This is a genomic window from Blattabacterium cuenoti (genome assembly GCF_014251695.1).
Lineage (GTDB): Bacteria > Bacteroidota > Bacteroidia > Flavobacteriales > Blattabacteriaceae > Blattabacterium > Blattabacterium cuenoti_T.
The window spans coordinates 127635-147931 of record NZ_CP059195.1 but is presented as its reverse complement, the minus strand read 5'-3'; the positions used below and the strand labels follow the sequence as shown (position 1 = coordinate 147931).

At 26.6% G+C, this 20297-nt stretch carries 20 protein-coding genes and 2 tRNA genes; 11 read left to right on the top strand and 11 right to left on the bottom strand.

Features of this window, described 5'->3' with window-relative positions; translation table 11 throughout:
• Window positions 1-4: 4 nt before the first annotated feature.
• Window positions 5-958, bottom strand: a complete 954-nt coding sequence (locus H0H62_RS00690) for a homoserine kinase (protein ID WP_185860837.1) — start codon at window positions 956-958, stop codon at window positions 5-7.
• Window positions 959-963: 5 nt separating this feature from the next.
• On the bottom strand, window positions 964-3411 hold the full coding sequence (thrA, locus tag H0H62_RS00685) for a bifunctional aspartate kinase/homoserine dehydrogenase I (RefSeq protein ID WP_185860836.1): 2448 nt from the start codon (window positions 3409-3411) through the stop codon (window positions 964-966).
• Between the two features lie 278 nt (window positions 3412-3689).
• Between thrA and H0H62_RS00680 the strand changes: the two genes are divergently transcribed.
• Entirely contained in the window at window positions 3690-4319 is a 630-nt protein-coding gene (locus H0H62_RS00680; RefSeq protein WP_185860835.1) for an urease subunit gamma, read from the top strand.
• 3 nt (window positions 4320-4322) lie between these two features.
• Entirely contained in the window at window positions 4323-6029 is a 1707-nt protein-coding gene (gene ureC / locus H0H62_RS00675) for an urease subunit alpha (RefSeq protein WP_185860834.1), read from the top strand.
• 11 nt (window positions 6030-6040) lie between these two features.
• Here ureC and H0H62_RS00670 read toward each other — a convergent pair.
• Both H0H62_RS00670 and H0H62_RS00665 read right to left on the bottom strand, forming a co-directional pair.
• Window positions 6041-6123, bottom strand: a tRNA-Leu gene (locus tag H0H62_RS00670).
• A gap of 34 nt (window positions 6124-6157) precedes the next feature.
• Complete coding sequence (locus tag H0H62_RS00665; RefSeq protein ID WP_185860833.1) at window positions 6158-6568, bottom strand: deoxycytidylate deaminase; 411 nt, start codon at window positions 6566-6568, stop codon at window positions 6158-6160.
• 13 nt (window positions 6569-6581) lie between these two features.
• On the opposite strand from H0H62_RS00665, the gene H0H62_RS00660 reads away from it, so the two are divergent.
• Entirely contained in the window at window positions 6582-7421 is an 840-nt protein-coding gene (locus tag H0H62_RS00660; protein ID WP_185860832.1) for an RNA methyltransferase, read from the top strand.
• Here the strand turns inward: H0H62_RS00660 and H0H62_RS00655 are convergent.
• Both H0H62_RS00655 and H0H62_RS00650 read right to left on the bottom strand, forming a co-directional pair.
• Window positions 7386-7859 (bottom strand): ribonuclease HI, encoded by a 474-nt coding sequence (locus H0H62_RS00655; protein WP_185860831.1) that lies wholly within the window; start codon window positions 7857-7859, stop codon window positions 7386-7388. The two genes, H0H62_RS00660 and H0H62_RS00655, sit on opposite strands and share 36 nt — an antisense overlap.
• Window positions 7860-7883: 24 nt before the next feature.
• A complete protein-coding gene (locus tag H0H62_RS00650) occupies window positions 7884-8636 on the bottom strand; it encodes a lysophospholipid acyltransferase family protein (RefSeq protein WP_185860830.1) in 753 nt (250 codons plus the stop codon).
• A 163-nt stretch (window positions 8637-8799) separates the two neighbouring features.
• Between H0H62_RS00650 and fbp the strand changes: the two genes are divergently transcribed.
• Both fbp and H0H62_RS03095 read left to right on the top strand, forming a co-directional pair.
• A complete protein-coding gene (fbp, locus tag H0H62_RS00645) occupies window positions 8800-9801 on the top strand; it encodes a class 1 fructose-bisphosphatase (RefSeq protein ID WP_185860829.1) in 1002 nt (333 codons plus the stop codon).
• Between the two features lie 221 nt (window positions 9802-10022).
• On the top strand, window positions 10023-10199 hold the full coding sequence (locus H0H62_RS03095) for a hypothetical protein (RefSeq protein WP_394366698.1): 177 nt from the start codon (window positions 10023-10025) through the stop codon (window positions 10197-10199).
• Here H0H62_RS03095 and H0H62_RS00635 read toward each other — a convergent pair.
• On the bottom strand, window positions 10177-10752 hold the full coding sequence (locus tag H0H62_RS00635) for a MarC family protein (protein WP_185860828.1): 576 nt from the start codon (window positions 10750-10752) through the stop codon (window positions 10177-10179). The genes H0H62_RS03095 and H0H62_RS00635 overlap by 23 nt on opposite strands.
• Window positions 10753-10886: 134 nt before the next feature.
• On the bottom strand, window positions 10887-12251 hold the full coding sequence (gene pyrF / locus H0H62_RS00630; RefSeq protein WP_185860827.1) for an orotidine-5'-phosphate decarboxylase: 1365 nt from the start codon (window positions 12249-12251) through the stop codon (window positions 10887-10889).
• Window positions 12252-12313: 62 nt separating this feature from the next.
• On the opposite strand from pyrF, the gene H0H62_RS00625 reads away from it, so the two are divergent.
• Complete coding sequence (locus H0H62_RS00625; RefSeq protein ID WP_185860826.1) at window positions 12314-13258, top strand: dihydroorotate oxidase; 945 nt, start codon at window positions 12314-12316, stop codon at window positions 13256-13258.
• On the opposite strand, the gene proS is transcribed toward H0H62_RS00625, so the two are convergent.
• Entirely contained in the window at window positions 13255-14724 is a 1470-nt protein-coding gene (proS, locus tag H0H62_RS00620; protein ID WP_185860825.1) for a proline--tRNA ligase, read from the bottom strand. The genes H0H62_RS00625 and proS overlap by 4 nt on opposite strands.
• 109 nt (window positions 14725-14833) lie before the next feature.
• Here proS and rpmF point away from each other — a divergent pair, with 109 nt between their 5' ends.
• From rpmF to accC, 3 genes are read left to right on the top strand one after another with little or no spacing between them, the layout of a single operon-like run.
• Window positions 14834-15031, top strand: a complete 198-nt coding sequence (gene rpmF, locus H0H62_RS00615) for a 50S ribosomal protein L32 (protein ID WP_185860989.1) — start codon at window positions 14834-14836, stop codon at window positions 15029-15031.
• An 11-nt stretch (window positions 15032-15042) separates the two neighbouring features.
• A complete protein-coding gene (accB, locus tag H0H62_RS00610) occupies window positions 15043-15513 on the top strand; it encodes an acetyl-CoA carboxylase biotin carboxyl carrier protein (protein ID WP_185860824.1) in 471 nt (156 codons plus the stop codon).
• 6 nt (window positions 15514-15519) lie between these two features.
• Entirely contained in the window at window positions 15520-16881 is a 1362-nt protein-coding gene (gene accC / locus H0H62_RS00605) for an acetyl-CoA carboxylase biotin carboxylase subunit (RefSeq protein ID WP_185860823.1), read from the top strand.
• Between the two features lie 20 nt (window positions 16882-16901).
• On the opposite strand, the gene prfA is transcribed toward accC, so the two are convergent.
• Together prfA and H0H62_RS00595 are read right to left on the bottom strand one after the other, a co-directional pair.
• Window positions 16902-17987: a peptide chain release factor 1 gene (gene prfA, locus H0H62_RS00600; RefSeq protein ID WP_185860822.1), complete on the bottom strand. Its 1086-nt coding sequence runs from the start codon at window positions 17985-17987 to the stop codon at window positions 16902-16904.
• 36 nt (window positions 17988-18023) lie between these two features.
• The gene (locus H0H62_RS00595; protein ID WP_185860821.1) at window positions 18024-18425 is read right to left on the bottom strand and encodes a DUF4293 family protein; all 402 of its coding nucleotides are present in this window, start codon (window positions 18423-18425) and stop codon (window positions 18024-18026) included.
• A gap of 160 nt (window positions 18426-18585) precedes the next feature.
• On the opposite strand from H0H62_RS00595, the gene rho reads away from it, so the two are divergent.
• Window positions 18586-20160: a transcription termination factor Rho gene (gene rho, locus H0H62_RS00590; RefSeq protein WP_185860820.1), complete on the top strand. Its 1575-nt coding sequence runs from the start codon at window positions 18586-18588 to the stop codon at window positions 20158-20160.
• A 57-nt stretch (window positions 20161-20217) separates the two neighbouring features.
• A tRNA-Met gene (locus tag H0H62_RS00585) sits at window positions 20218-20290 on the top strand.
• Window positions 20291-20297 lie beyond the last annotated feature (7 nt).

Genomic DNA, 20297 nt, shown 5'->3' with positions numbered 1-20297 from the left:
AATTTTATAATATTTTATTCCACTTAACTCCTTGTTGATTAATAGGAGAAGTATAAGTTTTATAATCAACTTTTAATGGATAATACACTTGATTCATTACTTCCGTAACTTTTTTTGCCGTATAATTTCCTTTACTAAGCATAAAAACAGATGGGCCTGACCCTGAAATTCCTCCCCCCAAAGCTCCTATTTCCTTACATTTTATTTTTAATTCATAAAAGGCTGGAATGAGCATGGCTCGTATAGGTTCGACAATTACATCTTCCAATGATCTACTTATTAAACCATAATCTTCTCGATATAAACCTGCTACTAATGCCCCTACATTTCCCCACTGTCTAATAGCATCTGTCATCAATATTTTTTGTTTTAAAATTACTCTAGCATCTGACGTTTTAACTTCAATTTGTGGGTGTATAACGCTGATCCATAATTCATTAGGAACATGTAATTTCGTAATATCCAATGGTTGATAACTTCTTACTAATGTTACCCCTCCCATAATAGCAGGAGCAACGTTATCAGCATGAGCCGTTCCACTTGCAATACGTTCCCCTTCCATTGCAAAACGTATTAATTGTATAGTGCTAAAAGGGTTTCCTAATAGAATATTAGCTCCAAAAACAACACCTGCTGCACTAGCTGCACTAGAACCTATACCGCTTCCAGGATGAATATTTTTAATTAATTCAATTTCAAATCCTATTTTTTTATCTTTATCAAATTTTTGTTTTTGTTGATATTTTTTTAATAAAAATTGTAAAGCTACAAATGCCACATTTTTTCTTTGATCATTAGGTAACGATGATCCATATATTCGATTTATACGTATTCCTGGATTATTAGATTTATATAAAAAGATTTCATCTTTAGGAAAATCCAAAGCTAATCCAATTATATCAAATCCACAAGCTAAATTAGCTACAGTAGCTGGTGAAAATATTTTAATTCCCTTCATGATTTTTATTTAGTAGCTTTAATAATATCTGAAAAAATTCCAGATGCAGTCACTTCTGCTCCAGCACCTGCTCCTTTTATAATCAAAGGCTGTTCAGCATAACGATATGTATTATATAAAACCATATTATCTTTTCCTTCTAATTGAAAAAATGGATGAATTTGTGAAATAGATTCTAATCCAACAAAAGCCCCCCCATTTTCATAACGTGCAATAAAACGTAAACGTTTTTTATGTTTTTCCGCTTCACTTCTGATTTTAAAAAAGTAATCTCTATATCTATATAATTCTTGATAAAAATTATCTATAGAAGTCGAATTTGAACAAGTTTTTGGAAGAAAAGATTTCTTATGAATATCACTAAGTTCTAATGGAGAACCACATTCTCTTGCTAAAATTAGTATTTTTCGCATAACATCTAATCCACTTAAATCAATTCTAGGATCAGGTTCCGTATATCCTTTCAATTGAGCTTCTTTTACTACTTCTAAAAAAGATTTGTCTCCTACAAAATGATTGAATATAAAATTTAAACTTCCTGATAATACAGCTTCAATCTTATTTATTTTATCTCCACTATTAATTAAATCGTTAAGTGTACTAATAACGGGAAGACTAGCTCCAACATTCGTTTCGAATAAAAATGGAGCTTTGAAATGTCTAGAAAGTGTTTTTAATTTTTTATAATGATCATAATCTGAAGAACAAGCTATCTTATTACAAGTAATAACTCCTATTCCATTTTTTAAAAATTTATCATAGGTCATTGCCATTTCTTCACTAGCTGTATTATCAACAAATAAACTATTTCTAAGATTAAATTTCCATACTTCCTCCATAAAAGAATATATATTCATATTCATACCTTTTTGATTCAAATATTTTTCCCAATTATTTAAACTAATTCCATTATCATTAAAATACATTTTCTTGCTGTTAGCTAATCCAATGACTCTAACTTGAAGTTTTAATTCTTTTAATAAGTAATTTTGTTGTTGATCTATCTGTTCCAATAATTTACTTCCTACTTTTCCCACTCCACAAATGAAAAGATTAATTTGTTTTGGTGGTCTTTCAAAAAAAGCTTCATGTAAAGTATTTAATGCCTTTTTAAAATCTATTTTTTTAATAACAGCTGATATATTTTTCTCAGTAGATCCTTGTGCTATAGCTCTAACATTAATACTGTTTCTTCCTAAAGCAGAAAACATTTTTCCACTGGTTCCATGAAGATTTTTCATATTATCTCCTACCACAGCGATGATGCAAAGATCATTTTCTATTCTTAATGGATCAATACGTTTTTGATGAATTTCCTGAGAAAATTCGCTGTCTATTCCAGTTTTTGCTTTTATAACATCCGTTTCATGAATTCCTGTAGTAATTGAATGTTCTGAAGAACTTTGAGTTATAAATATAACATTTATTTTTTCACGTGATAACGCTTCGAATAAACGTTTGGAATATCCTGGGATTCCTACCATACCACTTCCTTCTAAGGTGAGCAATGCCATATTTTGAATTCCAGATATTCCGGTAACAGGTTGACTAATATTTGTATTTTTATTAATATAAATTAAAGTTCCCGGATCTAAAGGAGAGAAAGTGTTTTTTATTTGTATCGGAATATGTTTTTTCATAGCAGGTTGAATCGTAGGAGGATAAATGACTTTTGCTCCAAAATGTGATAATTCCATAGCCTCCTCATAAGAAATTTCTTTGATAGGAAAAGCTTGATTTACAATTTTTGGGTTTGCTGTCATCATTCCACTTACATCCGTCCATATTTCAAGTAAACTAGCAGATATAGCTGCGGCTAAGATAGCCGCAGTATAATCAGATCCTCCTCTTCCAAGAGTAGTGGTTTCGCTTTCTAATGTAGAACCTATAAATCCTGGTAAAATGATATATTCTGATGTTTTTTCACGAAAAAACTGAATAATATGATGATTACTTGTTATAAAATCTACTTGTGCACATCCAAATTGAGAATCTGTAATAATTAAATCTCTACTATCTTTACAAATTGCATCTAAACCGGATTGTTTCAATTTTTCTGCAATTAGAAAAGAAGAGCTCAATTCTCCAAAACTCATAATTTTATCTAAAGAACGTTTCGAAAGTTCTTCTACTTGAAAAATTCCATCACATAAACTTTCTAAATCATTTATATTTTTTTTAATCCAGCTAATTAAATGACTTTGATAGGTTATAGGAAACAATTCTCTTATAATATTAAGATGTCGAATCTCTATTTTTTCTAATATATTTTTATAAATATTTTTTCTTTCAGAAGCTAATTTACCACATTGTATTAACTGATCCGTAATATTTCCTAATGCAGATACAACAATAGCATATCTTCCTTTTGATTTTTTTTCTAATAAAGTACAAATACGTTTTATAGCATCAGAATGAGCTACGGAACTACCTCCAAATTTTAAAACTTGCATTTTTTAATTATTTTTTAAAACAATTTTCCCATTCTTATTAAAGATGGGAACAAAAATAATGATAATTTATGGGGAGGGGTTCTTTTTTTTTATTTTTGATTTATATTAAATGTTTTTTCATTGTATAGAGAAAGATTTTGGGTCTACAATAAGGATGAAAAACAATTCTATTCTCTTTCATTATTATAATATTTCATAACTTTAAACCCATATAATTTAATTATATTATAACTGTTGTTTGTTTGTATTATGTTAATGAATTAAATTAAAGAAAGCATATGCATTTAACTTCTTATGAAAAGGAAAAAATTCTTCTTCACATGGCTGGAGAATTGGCAAAAAAACGTTTAAAAAGAGGATTAAAATTAAATTATCCAGAATCTTTAGCTTTAATCACTCATTATGTGATGGAAGGAGCTCGTGATGGAAAAACAGTAAAAGATCTCATGTATGAAGCAGGAAATATTCTGAACGATGAACAAGTTATGGATGGAGTGTATGAATTACTTCACAATGTTCAAGTAGAAGCAACTTTTCCTGATGGAACAAAACTAGTTACCATACACCATCCTATCAAAAAAAATAGAAAAACAAATTCTAATCTCATTCCAGGACAATATGATCTTCTAAATGAAGATATTGTGTTATTACCTGGAAGATCTCGTATAGTAAGAATAGTATCCAATACAGGAACTCGTCCTATTCAAATAGGATCTCATTTTCATTTTTTTGAAACAAATTCTGCTCTTCTTTTTGATAGAGAAGGAACGAAAGGATATAGACTGGATATCCCTTCTGGGAGATCTGTTCGTTTTGAACCAGGAGAAACAAAAGAAGTTATGTTAGTAGAAATTGGAGGAAGTAAAAAAATTTATGGCTTTTCAGGAAAAGAAAATACAACTATATGATATATGAAAAAAATAGATAGAAAATCTTATGCAAGTATGTATGGTCCCACTAAAGGAGATAAAATCCGTTTAGGGGATACCTCTTTATGGATTGAAATAGAAAAAGACTATACTATTTATGGCGATGAATGTGTTTTCGGAGGAGGAAAAGTTATTAGAGATGGAATGGGACAACATCCATTTGCTACAAAAGATGAAGGAGTTTTAGATTTAGTATTAACCAATGCTATTATTGTAGATTATTGGGGAATCGTAAAAGCAGATATAGGAATTAAAAATGGAATCATTGTAGGCATAGGGAAAGCAGGAAATCCATATTTTATGGACGGAGTTACGTCTAATATGTATATTGGAGTAGGAACAGAAGTCATATCTTCAGAAAATATTATAGTAACAGCTGGAAGTGTAGATAGTCATGTTCATTATATATGTCCACAATTATTTGAAGTAGCATTAGAAAGTGGAACAACTACTATTATTGGAGGGGGTTCAGGCCCAGCCACCGGAACTATAGCTACAAATTGTACTTCAGGGGTATGGAACATTCAAAGAATGTTAAAAAGCACAGATCATATTCCTATTAATTTCATTTTTCTTGCAAGTGGAAATAGTTCTCGTCCCGAAGCTTTGATTGAACAAATTAAGGCTGGAGCAGGTGGATTAAAAATACATGAAGATTGGGGGAGCACTTTCCATGTTATAGATCAATGCTTAAATGTAGCAGAGAAATTGGATGTACAAGTTAACATACATACAGATTCTCTAAATGAATCAGGTTATGTAGAAGATACTTTAAAAATATTCAAAAATAGAACAATTCACACTTATCATACAGAAGGAGCTGGAGGGGGACATGCTCCTGATTTATTGAAAGTTATATCATTTTCTAATATTTTACCTTCATCAACAAGTCCTACTATGCCTTATACTTGTAATACTATAGATGAACATTTAGATATGTTAATGATTTGTCATCATTTAGATTCTAATTTACCAGAAGATATTGCTTTTGCGAAATCCCGTATAAGATCTGAAACTATTAGTGCAGAAGGAGTTTTGCATGATATAGGAGCCATTAGTATGACTAGTTCAGATTCTCAAGCTATGGGTCGAATAGGTGAGATAGTGAAACGAACATGGCAAACAGCTGATAAAATGAAAAAACAAAGAGGATATCTTAATGAAGATCATTCAAAAAATGATAATTTTAGAGTTAAAAGATACATTTCAAAATATACTATAAATCCTTCTATAACTCATGGAATTTCTGAATATGTAGGATCTATTCATATCGGAAAAATGGCAGATTTAGTATTATGGAAACCTTCTTTTTTTGGAGTCAAACCTGAGTTAGTTATAAAAAGTGGGATGATTGTCTATGCTGGAATGGGAGATCCTAATGCTACTATCCCTACACCTCAACCGTTTATGTATCGAAAAATGTTTGGATATTTTGAACCCAAACTTAGCAGTATTTTTGTATCAATAAATGCAATCAATAATGGTTTTGTTGAAAACAATAAAATCAAAAAACAAATAAAAATAGTGAGAGGATGTCGTTCTTTATCTAAAGAAAACATGATATTAAATGGAGAAATCCCTAATTTGGAAGTAGATCCCAAAACTTATAATGTTTACATAAACGGAGAAAAAATAATATCTCATCCTTCTGATGTTTTACCTCTTTCTCAAAGATATTTTTTATTCTAAAAATAAGAACATACCCAGAGCGGGATTCGAACCCGCATGATATTAAATCATTGGATTTTGAGTCCAACGCGTCTACCAATTTCGCCACCTGGGTTTTTTTAATAACAATTTGTAAAAAAAATATATATTTAATTTAGTTTTTCTATTTTTATTTTAAATTTACTTAAAAAAATAAATCCTTCATCATTTTTTTCATATAAATAAATAACTCTTTTTATATTAGATAAATAAATGAGTTTACAACATTCTTTACATGGAAAATGAGTAATATATATAGAAGCTCCTTTACAGGATAAAAAAGAAGAAGATATTTTTAATATAGCATTTGCTTCTGCATGTATAACATACCATTTTGTATCTCCGTTATGATCTTCACATATATGATTCAATCCGTGTGGAGTACGATTATATCCATTGGATATAATTTTTTTATTTTTAACTATGACAGCCCCTACTTTTTTTTTTTTACAAAAAGATAATTTTGAATGTTCCACTGCCATATTCATATAAACCAAATCATCGGATTTATTATAAATCATTATATAAACAAATATGAAAAAAATATTCAGTATTCAAAATACAAAAATTAAATATTTGATAAAAATTTTTAACAAAAAAAATAATATGAATATTTTTTTTGTTGAAGGAATAAAAGAATTTGAAATGGCTATAAAAGGAAATTTTACTCCAACAAAAATATTTATATGTGAAAAAATATTTCATAAATATGAAATGATTCAGTCATTTCATTCTATAACTTTTTTGATTAGTATAAAAATTTTTAAAAAATTAGCGTATAGAGATAATTCTAGTGGAATTATTGCTTTATTTAAAGAAAAAAAATATATGAATCAATTGAAAAATATAAAAATTTCTAATCAAAATTCTTCTTTAATACTTATCCTAGATGGGATAGAAAAACCGGGAAATATAGGATCTATGTTAAGAATAGCTGATGCTGTAAATATTAATATTATTATACTATGTAACATGAAAACTTATGTATATAATTCTAATATTATCAGATGTAGTTTAGGAAGTATTTTTACAAGAAATATTTTTATTGAAAAAATAGAATCAATCATGTATTGGTTACAAAAAAATAAAATAAAAATTGTAACAACAGGATTTTATAAACACAAAAAAGTAATGAATCTATATCAGACTAAATTTTCTCATTGTAATAATATAGCTATTGTTTTTGGTTCTGAAAATAAGGGAGTATCAAATATTTGGTTAAAAAAATCTAATAAAATTATAACTATTCCTATGTTTGGATATATAGACTCATTAAATGTCAGTAATGCAATGTCTATAATTATATATGAAATTATTAGACAAAAAAATTATGCTAGTTTATGTCTGTTTTTCATATACGTAATCTATTTTTAGACTTTTTTTTTTAGAAGCCCCTACAGATAATCGGTCGCAAAAATCATTGATATAATGATAATTGTGACTTTTTATCCAATGAAATATAATAGAATGGTTATAAAATAAATCTAAAAATCTTTTCCACAAATCTACATTTTTTTTATTGTGAAAATTATTTTTTTTCCATTTATAAATCCATTTATTTTGGACAGTATTCACTATATATTTAGAATCAGTAAAAATAACAATATTTTGTTTTTTGTTTTTGATTTTTTCTAATCCCACTATTACTGATAATAATTCCATTCTATTATTAGTTGTATAACGAAATCCTTCTGAAATTATTTTTCTATTATAATAATAACCAAAAAATATTTCTATAAAAATTCCATACCCTCCTGGGCCAGGATTACCTTTTGAAGAACCGTCAGTATAAATATGAATTTTTTTGTTCACGAATAATTCATGAAATTAATTATTTTATTTTTCACGTTCAAATTTTTCTAATTGATATTTAATTAAATTAAAACATTTTTCTTTTAAATTATCCTTATCTTTTAAGGATAAATTTTTTGTTGATATGGAATGATGTTGTTTAATCCTAATTTTTCCTGGTCTTCCTTTTATGATAGAAAAACTAGGAAATTTTGTTTTTATATCAGCTATCGTAAAAGGAATAATAGGGATTTTTTTAATAATAGCGATAAAAAAAGCTCCACTCTTAAAATGGTCCAAAAAAATATAAGGTTTAGGAACACCTCCTTCTGGAAAGATACAAACACTTTTTCCAGAGACGACTTTATCTTCTATTTTTTTAAATACTTTTATACAACTAGATAAATTATTCCTGTCAATAAGAATATTACTTTTTTTATAAACAAATCCAAAAAAAGGGAGCTTAGCTAATTCTGCCTTACCCACAAAAACCAAAGGATGATCTCTCATCAAAGAGTAAATTAACATAATATCCATTATAGAACTATGATTACTGATAATTACATATTGTTTATTTTTATCTAATATTTCTTTATCTTTTTCTAATACATACCAAAAACCCATGAGGAAAAGATTACTTCTAGCCCACATTTGATGAAACCAATATGCGATGGTGTAATGTTTCTCTTTAAAAAGAAAAGGGATAGATGCTCCGGCCCATAAAGGTATCAGAAATATATTTATTATAAAAAACCATGTACGCCATAATAATATGAATGATATTTGTATAATTTTCATTAAAAGATAAAATTAATAGAAATATATAAAATTCATAATAACCTAAAAAGTTAATTTATCATATTTAAACAAAAATTTGTATATAAATTAAAATATGATATAAAGTTTTTTTAAAAAAAAATCTGATCTTTATATTATAAAAAAAGTATTTCCTGATAAATGCATGTATACATTAGGAGAATTTATTATAGAAAATAGAGATCGTTTTTCATATTCAACTGAAGCATTATTACGATTATTTAGTTCTATAAAATTAGCTTCTAAAGCAATTCATAAAGAAGTCAATAAAGCAGGATTAACAGAAGAACTTATAGGAAGTTCTGGCTTTACTAATATTCAAGGAGAAAATCAACAAAAATTAGATGATTTTGCTCATCGAGCTTTCATAGAATCTTTTAAAAGTAGAAATGTTGTATGCGGAATAGCTTCTGAAGAAAGTAAAGATTTTATAGTAATCAAAGGGGAACAAGAAAATTTTTTCAAAAATCAATGTATTGTTTTAATAGATCCACTTGATGGTTCTTCTAATATAGATGTAAACGTATCTATTGGAACTATATTTTCTGTATATATGAGAAAATCTTCTATTCAAATGAATTTAACAATAGAAGATTTTTTGCAAAAAGGAAATAAACAAATTCTTGCAGGATATATTATTTATGGATCCTCTACTATATTGGTATATAGTATTGGAAATGGAGTACATGGATTTACTTTAGATCCTTCAGTTGGAACATTTTACTTATCTCATTCGAATCTTCGTTTTCCTAATGCGGAAAGAATTTATTCTATTAATGAAGGAAATTATGCAAAATTTTCGAATGGAATTAGGAGATTTATTAGATATTGTCAAGAACAAAAAGATAATAGACCCTATACAGCAAGATATATTGGATCTTTAGTGGGGGATTTTCATAGAAATCTAATACAAGGAGGAATATATATTTATCCTAAAACAGCTTCTTCTCCAGAAGGAAAATTAAGATTGCTTTATGAATGTAATCCTATGGCTTTTTTAGCAGAAGAAGCTGGAGGGAAAGCTTCCAATGGAAAAAAACGTATTTTAGACATAAAACCTACTAAATTACATCAAAGAACTCCATTTTTTTGCGGTCCTATAGGAATGGTTACTAAATTAGAAGAGTTTATGATAAATTATGAATAAATTTTAATTATTTATTAACATATTAAAAATGCAATTTCAAGAAAAAAAAATTTTTGAGAAAGTAATAAAAAATGGAAAATATTTGTTTATATATCCTATTTTATCTGTTTTTTTATCAAAAAAAACAAATTTTAAAAAAAATTTGTCAATAAACCTCGTTGGAACTTTAGTAAAAAAAAAATTTTAAAAAATCAGTTCATAGAAATAGAATAAAGCGTTTATTGAAAGCTTCTTTTTTTTTAAATAAATCAATTTTAGAAAAAGAGATTATAAATAAAAATTATTATATAATTTTTATTTATAAAGCTTTTGATTTACCTGAATTTAAAAATGTTAATGAATCTATTATAAAAATTTTCAATAAAATAAAAAAAATTATTGTTGAAACAATTGACTAGCATTAGCACCAAAAATTTTTACTGCAAAAGCTAATAAAACAATTCCAAATATTTTCTTTAAAATATCTAATCCGTTATTACCAATTTTTTCTGCTATAAAATCACATCTATCTATTACAAAATAAACGACGATCATATTCAAAATAAGAGATAAAAGAATGATATTAACATCATAAGTTGCTCTTAATGAAATCAAAGTGGTTAAAGATCCAGGCCCAGCTATAAGTGGAAAAGCTATTGGTACAATAGAAGTTTGAGCATTTTTTGTGACCTTATGAAGATCTCTCCCTAATATCATTTCTAAACCAATGAAAAATAATACTATGGATCCAGCAACAGAAAATGAATGGACATCAACTCCAATGAGTTTTAACATAGGTTGTCCTAAAAAAAGGAATGATAAAAATATTATAAGAGAAGTAATTATAACTTTTTTAGTCTCTATAATATTCCCCTTTGATTTAAATCCCATAATTATGGGAGCATTCCCTAATATGTCTATAATGCTAAAAAGTATCATAAAACAACTAATTAATGAATTTATCCATTTCATACTCAAAATTTCTTAAAAAGAATTTTTTATTATATATATAAAATATGACTATATATACAAATTAAATAAAAATATAATCAGTATCATTAATTTTTTTTTTAGAAACTTCTATTCTGTCAATAGAATATGATTATTCATAGTCCATTTATATAAGCTTTCCATCCTGCGTTTCTATATTTTTCTGCTGCTATTTTTGGATTACCAGATTGATAAATCCCTTTTCCCACAATAATAAAATCACTTCCATTTTTTTCAAAAGCTTGAACAGGATGAATATAATTATTTCCTACGTTATTTTTTTGTTTAGAAAAATGAATACCAGGAGTAAATAGTAACAATCTATCATCTACTTTTCTTTGTGCTACAGTCCCAATAACTTTTGAATTTTTTAAAGAAATCTTTAGTGCTTTTCTTATATAATTATCATCGGATAATCTTCCACAAGAAGACATCTCAGATATTGTAATCAATCCCATATTAGAAGGAATATTCAAGTTTTGTAAACTCATACTACCAGAAAGGACGTGGATCGTAATGATATCTGCCCAAGAAGAAATTTTATGGATTCCATAATGCAATTGAAGATAATTAGTTGAACCAACATCACATAATTTTCTATCTTCTAATAATAAAAATTTTTTTTCTATAGAAATTTTTTTAAGATAATTTATAAATGAAAACGAAAAATCATTTATAATATCTACATGAAGTTTTAATCCACAAATTCTATCGCCAATTAAATTGACTAATTTTAAAATATTTTTAGAATGTATTAGATCAGCAGAAACTATTAAGTTTGTTTTTTTTTTCAAGGTAATGTCTATAAGTTTTTTTCCTATAGGATGAGAAATTATTTCTTTTTTTTCTTCATAAGAGATTCGCTTATTTTGAATATTTTTGATATTTTTTTTTTGAAAAAAAAATTGAATCATATGTATTTCTTTCTCCTTTAAGAAATGTTTTTTTTCTAAAATTTTGAAAACTTCTCCTATTCTAAATAAAGTTCGTATGTTATATCCTCTTTTTTTTATATTTTCTATTCCTCCTTGTTCTCTATCAAGAATAGACATAATATTTTTAATTATTAAACCTTCTTTTTCAAGATCTATTAAAGTTTTTAATAAACTATCTCCACTTGTGATAACATCTTCTATAATCAGACAGTTTTGTCCTGTTTTATATATTCCTTCAATCATTCGTTCTGTTCCATATCCTTTATTTTCTTTTCTTTTAATAATTAATGGAATTTTTGATCTCAAGGATAAAGTAGTAGCTATAGGCAAAGCAGCGTATGGTACTCCACAAATTAGTTCAAAATTACAAGATTGAACTTCATGAATTAGTAAATCAGATAATTTTATTAATAAATCTGGTCTAGAAGCTATTGGACGAAAATCTATGTATATAGGAGAATTCATCCCACTTTTTAATGTAAAATTTCCAAATTTTATGATTCCTAAATTATAAATTTCTAAAAAAAATTGTTCTTTTTCTTCCATAAAAAAAGCTGTTTGTATAAAGTTAAAAATTTTATACTTGGATATTATTAAAATGAATTAATATGATTATGAAAAAAATAGATATTTCTACTAATATAAACGGAATAAAACTTCCGTTATGTATTATGAATGCGTCAGGAGTTCTTTGTTCTACAGATCAAGAACTATCCAATTTATTAAATAGTTTTTCTGGTGTAGTTGTTACAAAAAGTTGTACATACAAACCAAGAGAAGGAAATGTCCCCCCTAGATATTTTGAATGGGATATGGGAAGTATAAATTCTATGGGATTGCCTAATCTTGGGATCAATTTTTATCTAAATTTTTTAGAAAGAAAAAAAATAAATAAACCTATTTTTCTTTCTATATCTGGATTATCTACAGAAGAAAATTATTTTCTCGTTAAAAAAGCAAATCAATCTTCAAAAATAACTGCTATAGAATTAAATTTGTCTTGTCCTAATCTTATTGAAAAAGAAAATATATTAGGTTATGATTTTTGCAAAATATCAAATTTCATGGAAAATATATTTAAATTTAATAAAAAACCTTTAGGAATTAAACTGCCTCCTTATTTTCAAGATGCACATATTAAAAATATAGCATTGATTTTAAATCAATTTCCTATTTTTTTTGTTACTTGTATTAATAGTTTACCTAATGGTCTCTTTATTGATGCCAATAAAGAATCAATAGTCATACGACCAAAAAAAGGATTTGGAGGGATAGGTGGATCAATTATAAAGCCATTTGCTTTGGCTAATATTCATAAGTTTTATACTTATCTTAGAAAAGACATTTCTATAATAGGATGTGGAGGAATTTCTTCTGGAAAAGATATTTTTGAACATATATTATGTGGAGCGAGCGCTGTTCAAATTGGAACACAATTTATGAAAGAGGGAATTATGGTATTCGAGAGATTAAAAAAAGAATTGACTTTTATTTTAGAAAAAAAAAATTATTCATCTATCAATAATTTTAAAGGAAAATTAAAAAATATTTAATAGGATTTAGAAAAAACGACCCTTTGTAAAGAAGGCTTTCCTGAAAAAATACATTTTCCTTTTTCCTTTTCATTATACATAGGAATACAACGTATAGTTGCTTCTGTTTCTTTTTGTATTTTTTTACCTGTATTTTTTGTTCCATCCCAATGAGCAAAAATAAACCCTCCTGAATGATTTATTTGATTTTTAAAATCATTGTAATAATCTGATTTAATGATTAATCTTTGAGTTCTATGAAAAGCTTTTTTATAAATATTTTTTTGTATTTCATCTAGTAATTTTGGTATGGAATTTTTTAAATCAATCCAAGGTAGATATATTTTTTCATATGTATCTCTTCTAAAAATTTCTACTTCCCCATTTTGTATTTCATTTTTTCCTATACTAATTCGTATGGGAATTCCTTTCATTTCATATTCATGAAATTTCCATCCTGGAGTAAATATTTCTCTATTATCATATTTTACTCTTATTTTTTTTTCTTTTAAAGAATTTAAAATATCTTCTGCTATTTTATTAATAATAATATATTTTTTTTCATAATATATAGGTATTATAATAATTTGTATAGGAGCTATTTTTGGAGGTAAAATTAATCCTTTATCATCAGAATGAGACATGATTAATCCACCTATTAATCTTGTAGATACCCCCCAAGAAGTTCCCCATGCATATTCTTTTTTTCCGTTAAAATTAGTAAATTTTACATCAAAAGCTTTTGAAAAATTTTGTCCTAAAAAATGTGAAGTGGCAATTTGCAAAGCTTTTCCATCTTGCATAAGCGCTTCTATACAATATGTTTTTTCTGATCCAGAAAATTTATCCATATATGGTTTTATTCCCTGTAATACAGGAATAGCCATAAATTTTTCTGAAAAATCTGTATAAATATTTAATATTTTAATAGCTTCTTCTATTGCTTCTTTTTCTGTAGAATGCGCAGTATGCCCTTCTTGCCATAAAAATTCAGTAGTTCTTAAAAAAAAGCGAGTTCTCATTTCCCATCTTAATGCATTTCCCCACTGATTTAATAAAAGAGGTAAGTCTCGATAAGATTGAATCCAACGTTTGTAAGTTTTCCATATTATACTTTCTGAGGTAGGTCTAATTACTAGTTCTTCTTGTAATTTAGATTCAGGATCAACAATTAATTCTTCTTTATCTTTATTTTTTTTTAATCTAGAATGTGTAACTATTGCACATCCTTCAGAAAAAATTTCAGTATGTTCTTTTTCTTTTGAAAAAGCAGATTTTGGAATAAGCAAAGGAAAATAAATGTTTTGATGTCCAGTTAATTTTAACATTTTATCTAGTATTTTTTTCATCCTATCCCATAAAGAATATCCATATGGTTTTATTATCATAAAACCACGTATTCCGGAAAATTCTGCTAACTCTGATTTTACAATTATTTCATTGTACCATTTTGAGTAATTTTCATTACGTTTGGTTAATTGATTCATAAAAAAAAATATAATAAATAATTCTATTTATATGAATATGGAAGATATAAAAATTATTTAACACATCTAATTTTATTTCTAAATTAGCAATTTATTAAATATGTTATTTATGGCTCATCCTAAAAGAAGACAATCTAAATCTAGAAGAGATAAGAGAAGAAGTCATTTAAAAATAAAAGAACCTTTATTAGAAAAATGTGTTTTAACAAATAAAAAACATTTATACCATCATGCATATTGGCATGATAACAAACTCTATTATAGAGGAAAGATTGTATATAGTAAAAATAAAAAAGAATCCTCATAAAAATTAAAATTATGGATTTAAAAAAAATTAAATCTCTGATTCAGTTTATTTCGGATTCTAATATTGATGAAATAAAGATAAAAATAGGAAATACTGAAATTTACATGAAGAATAGAGCATTGATGAAAAATGAAAAAAAATCATGGAATCCTGCTAATTCTACTAAAATATCTTCATCATCATCTTCTTATATTTCTGATTTTTCTGATAGATTTTATAAAGTAGAAAAAGAAAATGAATATTTAACTATAAAATCTCCTATGATAGGAACATTTTATAGAAAACCTCATCCAGATAAAGAACCTTTTGTTAAAGTAGGAGATGAAATAAGAATAGGAACAAAAATTTGTGTTATAGAAGCGATGAAATTATTTAATGATATTGAATCTGAAGTAAATGGAAAGCTGATTAAAATACTAGTGGAAGATAGTTCTCCAGTTGATTATGATCAGCCTTTATTTATATTAGATCCTAATTGTTAAATTTTTATGTTTAAAAAAATATTAATAGCTAATCGTGGAGAAATTGCTTTACGAATTATACGAACAGCTAAAGAAATGGGAATTAAAACCGTAGCTGTTTATTCTACCGAAGATAAACATAGTCTTCATGTTTATTTTGCGGACGAAGCTGTATGCATTGGTCCACCTCCTCCATATCAATCTTATTTAAATATTCCAAATTTGATTTCTGCAGCAGAAATAACAAATGCAGACGCAATTCATCCTGGATATGGATTTTTATCTGAAAATGCATATTTTTCTTCTATGTGCCAGAAACATGGTATCAAGTTTATTGGGGCAAAACCTAATCATATGGTTCAAATAGGAAATAAAATTTTAGCTAAGAAAACTATGAAAAAAATTGGGATTTCTTGTTTACCTGGATCTGATTGTTTTGGAGAATCATCTTATAGAGAAATAGAGGGTATTGCAGATAAAATAGGATATCCGATTATTATAAAATCTGTTTCAGGAGGAGGAGGAAAAGGAATACGATCTGTTTTAGATAAAGATCATTTAAAAAACTCTTGGGAAGAAGCTAAAAAAGAGGCCTGGGCTTGTTTCGGGAAAAAAGATATGTATATAGAAAAATTAATCTTGAATCCAAGACATATAGAAATCCAAATTATAGGAGATAAATATGGAGAAGTATGTCATTTATCAGAAAGAGATTGTTCTATTCAAAGGAGAAATCAAAAATTGGTAGAAGAAGCGCCTTCTCCTTTTCTAACTCCATCTCTTAGAAAAAAAATGGGAGAAAAAGCTGTTAAAGCAGGTGAATATCTTCATTATGAAGGAGTAGGAACTATAGAGTTTTTGGTCGATCAAAATAAGAATTTTTATTTTATGGAAATGAATCCAAGAATACAAGTAGAACATACTATTACCGAAGAAATAACAGGTTTAGATTTAATTCAGGAACAAATATTTTTAGCTTATGGAAAAAAACTTTCTAGAAAAAAAAATTGTTATCCAAAAATGTATTCAATAGAATGTAGAATTAATGCAGAAGAACCATATAAAAATTTTCGCCCAGTTCCTGGAAAAATTACTCAAATGCATTTACCTGGAGGGAAAGGTGTCCGTATTGATACACATATTTATGCAGGATATTTTGTTTCCCATTTTTATGACTCTATGATTGCTAAAATTATTACAACAGCAACAAGTAGAAAAGAAACTATAGAAAAAATGCGTCGTTCTTTAGATGAATTTGTGATAGAAGGAATACATACAACACTTCCTTTTCACAGAAAACTTATGCAAAATAATGATTTTATAGAAGGGAATTATCATACAAATTTTTTAGATAATATAGACTTAGATTTTTTATTATCAAATACATAAAATGTATATAGGATAAAATATTATTTTTTTTCAGCTAATTTTAATATATTAATCATTTCTTGAATATTTCCATTCATAAATCCTGCCAGATCATAAATAGATTTATGAATTCTATGATCCGTAACTCTATTTCTAGGATAGTTATAGGTTCGAATTTTTACGGAACGATCTCCAGTAGAAACTAAGGATTTTCTTTTTATAGATATTTTTTTTAATCTTTTTTCTTTTTCATTTTGATAAATACGTGATCGTAAAACACTTATAGCTTTTTCAAAATTTTTATGTTGAGAACGTTCTTCTTGACATTCTACTGTAATTTTACTTGGAATATGAGTTAATCGTACGGCAGATTCTGTTTTATTTACATGTTGACCTCCAGATCCACTAGATCTAAAAGTATCTTTTTTGATATCATTTAAATTAATGTTGACTTCTATATCTTTTACTTTAGGTAGTACGGCAACGGTTATAGCAGATGTATGTACTCTACCTTGAGATTCTGTTTTTGGAATCCTTTGGACTCTATGTACTCCAGATTCAAATTTTAAATTCCCATAAACTCCTTTTTCTCCATTAACATCTAAAATAATTTCTTTGTATCCTTTTATCCCTCCTTTTTGAGCGTGTATAATTTTATATTTCCATCCAGATTTTTTGAAATACATTGTATACATTCTTAATATATCTTCAACAAAAAAACATGCTTCATCTCCTCCTGTTCCAGAACGAAGTTCTATAATAACAGCTTTTCTATAATCTTCTGTTGTATACTGTTCTTTTGAATTGGAAGAAAATAAAAGATTAGAGAATTCTCTTTCAGTATAAGATAAATTTTCTAAAATTTTATATTTTTCTGTTGTAGCTAATTCCTTCATTTCTATATCTGAATCATTTTCTAAAATGATATTTATTTCTTTAAGATAAGCCAATTTATTGTTATACTCTTCATAAAGAGAGACTATTTTTTCTAATTTTATATATTTTTTTAATAATGTTTTGTATTTTTTTTGGTCAGATATAATACTAGGTTGTATAATTGATTTTGAAATTTCCAAAAATTCCTTTTTGGAAATTTCTAATTTTTGAATTAATGAAGTTTTTTTCATTTTTGTTTAAAAATTATTAAAATCAAAAATATTCATTCATCGGATTCGATTTATAGAATCGATTAATTCTATATCTTTTTTTATAGCTCTATTTGTCATATATAAAATGCATATACACAATATAAAAAAAAGGAAAATAATGAACGTGTATTTATTAAATTTAGAACATGAAAAAAAAAGGATTAACGAATAAATAGCATTAGCTAATATATTGATTTTATTCAAAAATATTTTCCACTTTTTTTTTTTGAAAATAAAAAAGCTTAAAATAGATAAAAATAAACATATAATTACAAAAATTATAATTATTTTTTTAAAATATAAATTAAAATAAAAAAAATCAGTTATATTTTTGTGAAAACAACATAAAAAATATATAAAAACGGAATAAATAAAAATGTAAGTAAGTAAGTATAATGTTTGGATTCTATATAACATAATATAAAGATTAAATTATTTTTATAATTTTTATTATAAGTTCAAATTAATTTGTTGTATAATTGTATTTATCATTTCAAAGTTATTTTTTACAAGTTATTATACTAAAAAGTATATTACTTGCCAATCATATACATATATAAAAAAACCTAATTACTTTATGTTTGATATTACTGAATTAAAAAGTAAGAAACTTTTTGAATTACAGGAGATTGCTCGTTCATCGGGATTAAAAAAATGTACACAATTACGAAAAAACGAACTCCTAGAAAAAATTATTTCCATTTTAAACAATGAGAAGAAAAATATTTCTCTTCCTTCAAAAAGAGAAAACCCTTTAAAAAAAGGATTTAATATGCGAAAAAATATTGAATCTAAAAATTCATTTTCAGAAAAAAAAAGCGTAAATGGTAAAAAAAAATTAATTTCTAAAGAATATTTAAAAATTTCTAATTCTAAACTTCCAGAAGAGTCTACAAAATTTCAAAAAAAACATCAAAATTTTTCTAATTGGAGAAAAAATAATAGATTTGAAGCTCAAAATACATCATCATCTCACGGAATAGAAGGAGGATCACATAAAATATCTTCTAATAAATACCGTACTCCTGAATATGAGTTTGAAGGAATAATAATTAGTGAAGGAGTATTAGAAATTATGCCAGAAAATTACGGATTTTTAAGATCTTCTGATTTTAATTATTTATCATCTCCTGATGATATTTATGTTTCACAGTCTCAAATAAGACTTTTTGGAATGAAAACAGGAGATACAATAAGAGGAGAAGTTCGTCCACCTAAAGATGGGGAAAAATATTTTCCATTAATTAAAATTCTGGAAATTAATGGACGATCTCCTTCTTTTGTTAGAAATAGAGATTCTTTTGAGCATTTGACCCCATTATTTCCAAATGAAAAATTCAAATTAGCTGAAAAAAATGCAACTCTTTCTACAAGAATTGTAGATCTTTTTACGCCTATAGGAAAAGGACAAAGAGGAATGATAGTCGCTCCTCCTAAGACAGGAAAAACTACTTTGTTAAAAGAAATAGCTAATGCTATTGCTGCTAATCATCCTGAAGTCTATTTAATTATATTATTAATTGATGAACGGCCAGAAGAAGTGACAGATATGCAGAGAAACGTAAAAGGAGAAGTCATTGCTTCCACTTTTGATGAACCAGCAGATAGACATGTTAAAGTTGCTAATATTGTTTTGCAAAAAGCTAAAAGAATGGTAGAATGTTCACATGACGTAGTCATATTGTTAGATTCTATTACACGTTTAGCACGTGCTTACAATACTGTATCTCCTGCATCTGGGAAAGTATTATCAGGAGGAGTAGATGCAAACGCATTACACCGACCCAAAAGATTTTTTGGAGCTGCCAGAAATATAGAAAATGGGGGATCTTTATCTATAATTGCCACAGCTATGATAGATACTGGATCTAAAATGGATGAAGTTATTTTCGAAGAGTTTAAAGGAACAGGGAATAAAGAACTTCAATTAGATAGAAAGATAGCTAATAAACGGATTTATCCAGCTATTGATCTTGTTTCTTCTAGTACTAGAAAAGATGATCTTTTACTTAATACAAATACATTACAAAGAATGTGGATTTTGCGGAAACATCTTTCAGATATGAATCCAGTAGAAGCTATGGAATTTTTAAGATCTAGAATGTCTAGAACTCAAAATAATGAAGAATTTTTAATATCTATGAATGGATGAAAATATTTTTATATTTGATTTTTTAGATGAAAAATATTATATTCACATATAATTATTCGCGGGATGGAGCAGTTGGTAGCTCGTCGGGCTCATAACCCGAAGGTCATAGGTTCGAGTCCTATTCCCGCTATTTTTTT

Coding starts and splice junctions, on each gene's coding strand:
- H0H62_RS00690 (WP_185860837.1), bottom strand. CDS start 958: ATGAAGGGAATTAAAATATTTTCACCAGCTACTGTAGCTAATTTAGCT.
- thrA (WP_185860836.1), bottom strand. CDS start 3,411: ATGCAAGTTTTAAAATTTGGAGGTAGTTCCGTAGCTCATTCTGATGCT.
- H0H62_RS00680 (WP_185860835.1), top strand. CDS start 3,690: ATGCATTTAACTTCTTATGAAAAGGAAAAAATTCTTCTTCACATGGCT.
- ureC (WP_185860834.1), top strand. CDS start 4,323: ATGAAAAAAATAGATAGAAAATCTTATGCAAGTATGTATGGTCCCACT.
- H0H62_RS00665 (WP_185860833.1), bottom strand. CDS start 6,568: ATGATTTATAATAAATCCGATGATTTGGTTTATATGAATATGGCAGTG.
- H0H62_RS00660 (WP_185860832.1), top strand. CDS start 6,582: ATGAAAAAAATATTCAGTATTCAAAATACAAAAATTAAATATTTGATA.
- H0H62_RS00650 (WP_185860830.1), bottom strand. CDS start 8,636: ATGAAAATTATACAAATATCATTCATATTATTATGGCGTACATGGTTT.
- fbp (WP_185860829.1), top strand. CDS start 8,800: ATGTATACATTAGGAGAATTTATTATAGAAAATAGAGATCGTTTTTCA.
- H0H62_RS00635 (WP_185860828.1), bottom strand. CDS start 10,752: ATGAAATGGATAAATTCATTAATTAGTTGTTTTATGATACTTTTTAGC.
- pyrF (WP_185860827.1), bottom strand. CDS start 12,251: ATGGAAGAAAAAGAACAATTTTTTTTAGAAATTTATAATTTAGGAATC.
- H0H62_RS00625 (WP_185860826.1), top strand. CDS start 12,314: ATGATTATGAAAAAAATAGATATTTCTACTAATATAAACGGAATAAAA.
- proS (WP_185860825.1), bottom strand. CDS start 14,724: ATGAATCAATTAACCAAACGTAATGAAAATTACTCAAAATGGTACAAT.
- rpmF (WP_185860989.1), top strand. CDS start 14,834: ATGGCTCATCCTAAAAGAAGACAATCTAAATCTAGAAGAGATAAGAGA.
- accB (WP_185860824.1), top strand. CDS start 15,043: ATGGATTTAAAAAAAATTAAATCTCTGATTCAGTTTATTTCGGATTCT.
- accC (WP_185860823.1), top strand. CDS start 15,520: ATGTTTAAAAAAATATTAATAGCTAATCGTGGAGAAATTGCTTTACGA.
- prfA (WP_185860822.1), bottom strand. CDS start 17,987: ATGAAAAAAACTTCATTAATTCAAAAATTAGAAATTTCCAAAAAGGAA.
- H0H62_RS00595 (WP_185860821.1), bottom strand. CDS start 18,425: ATGTTATATAGAATCCAAACATTATACTTACTTACTTACATTTTTATT.
- rho (WP_185860820.1), top strand. CDS start 18,586: ATGTTTGATATTACTGAATTAAAAAGTAAGAAACTTTTTGAATTACAG.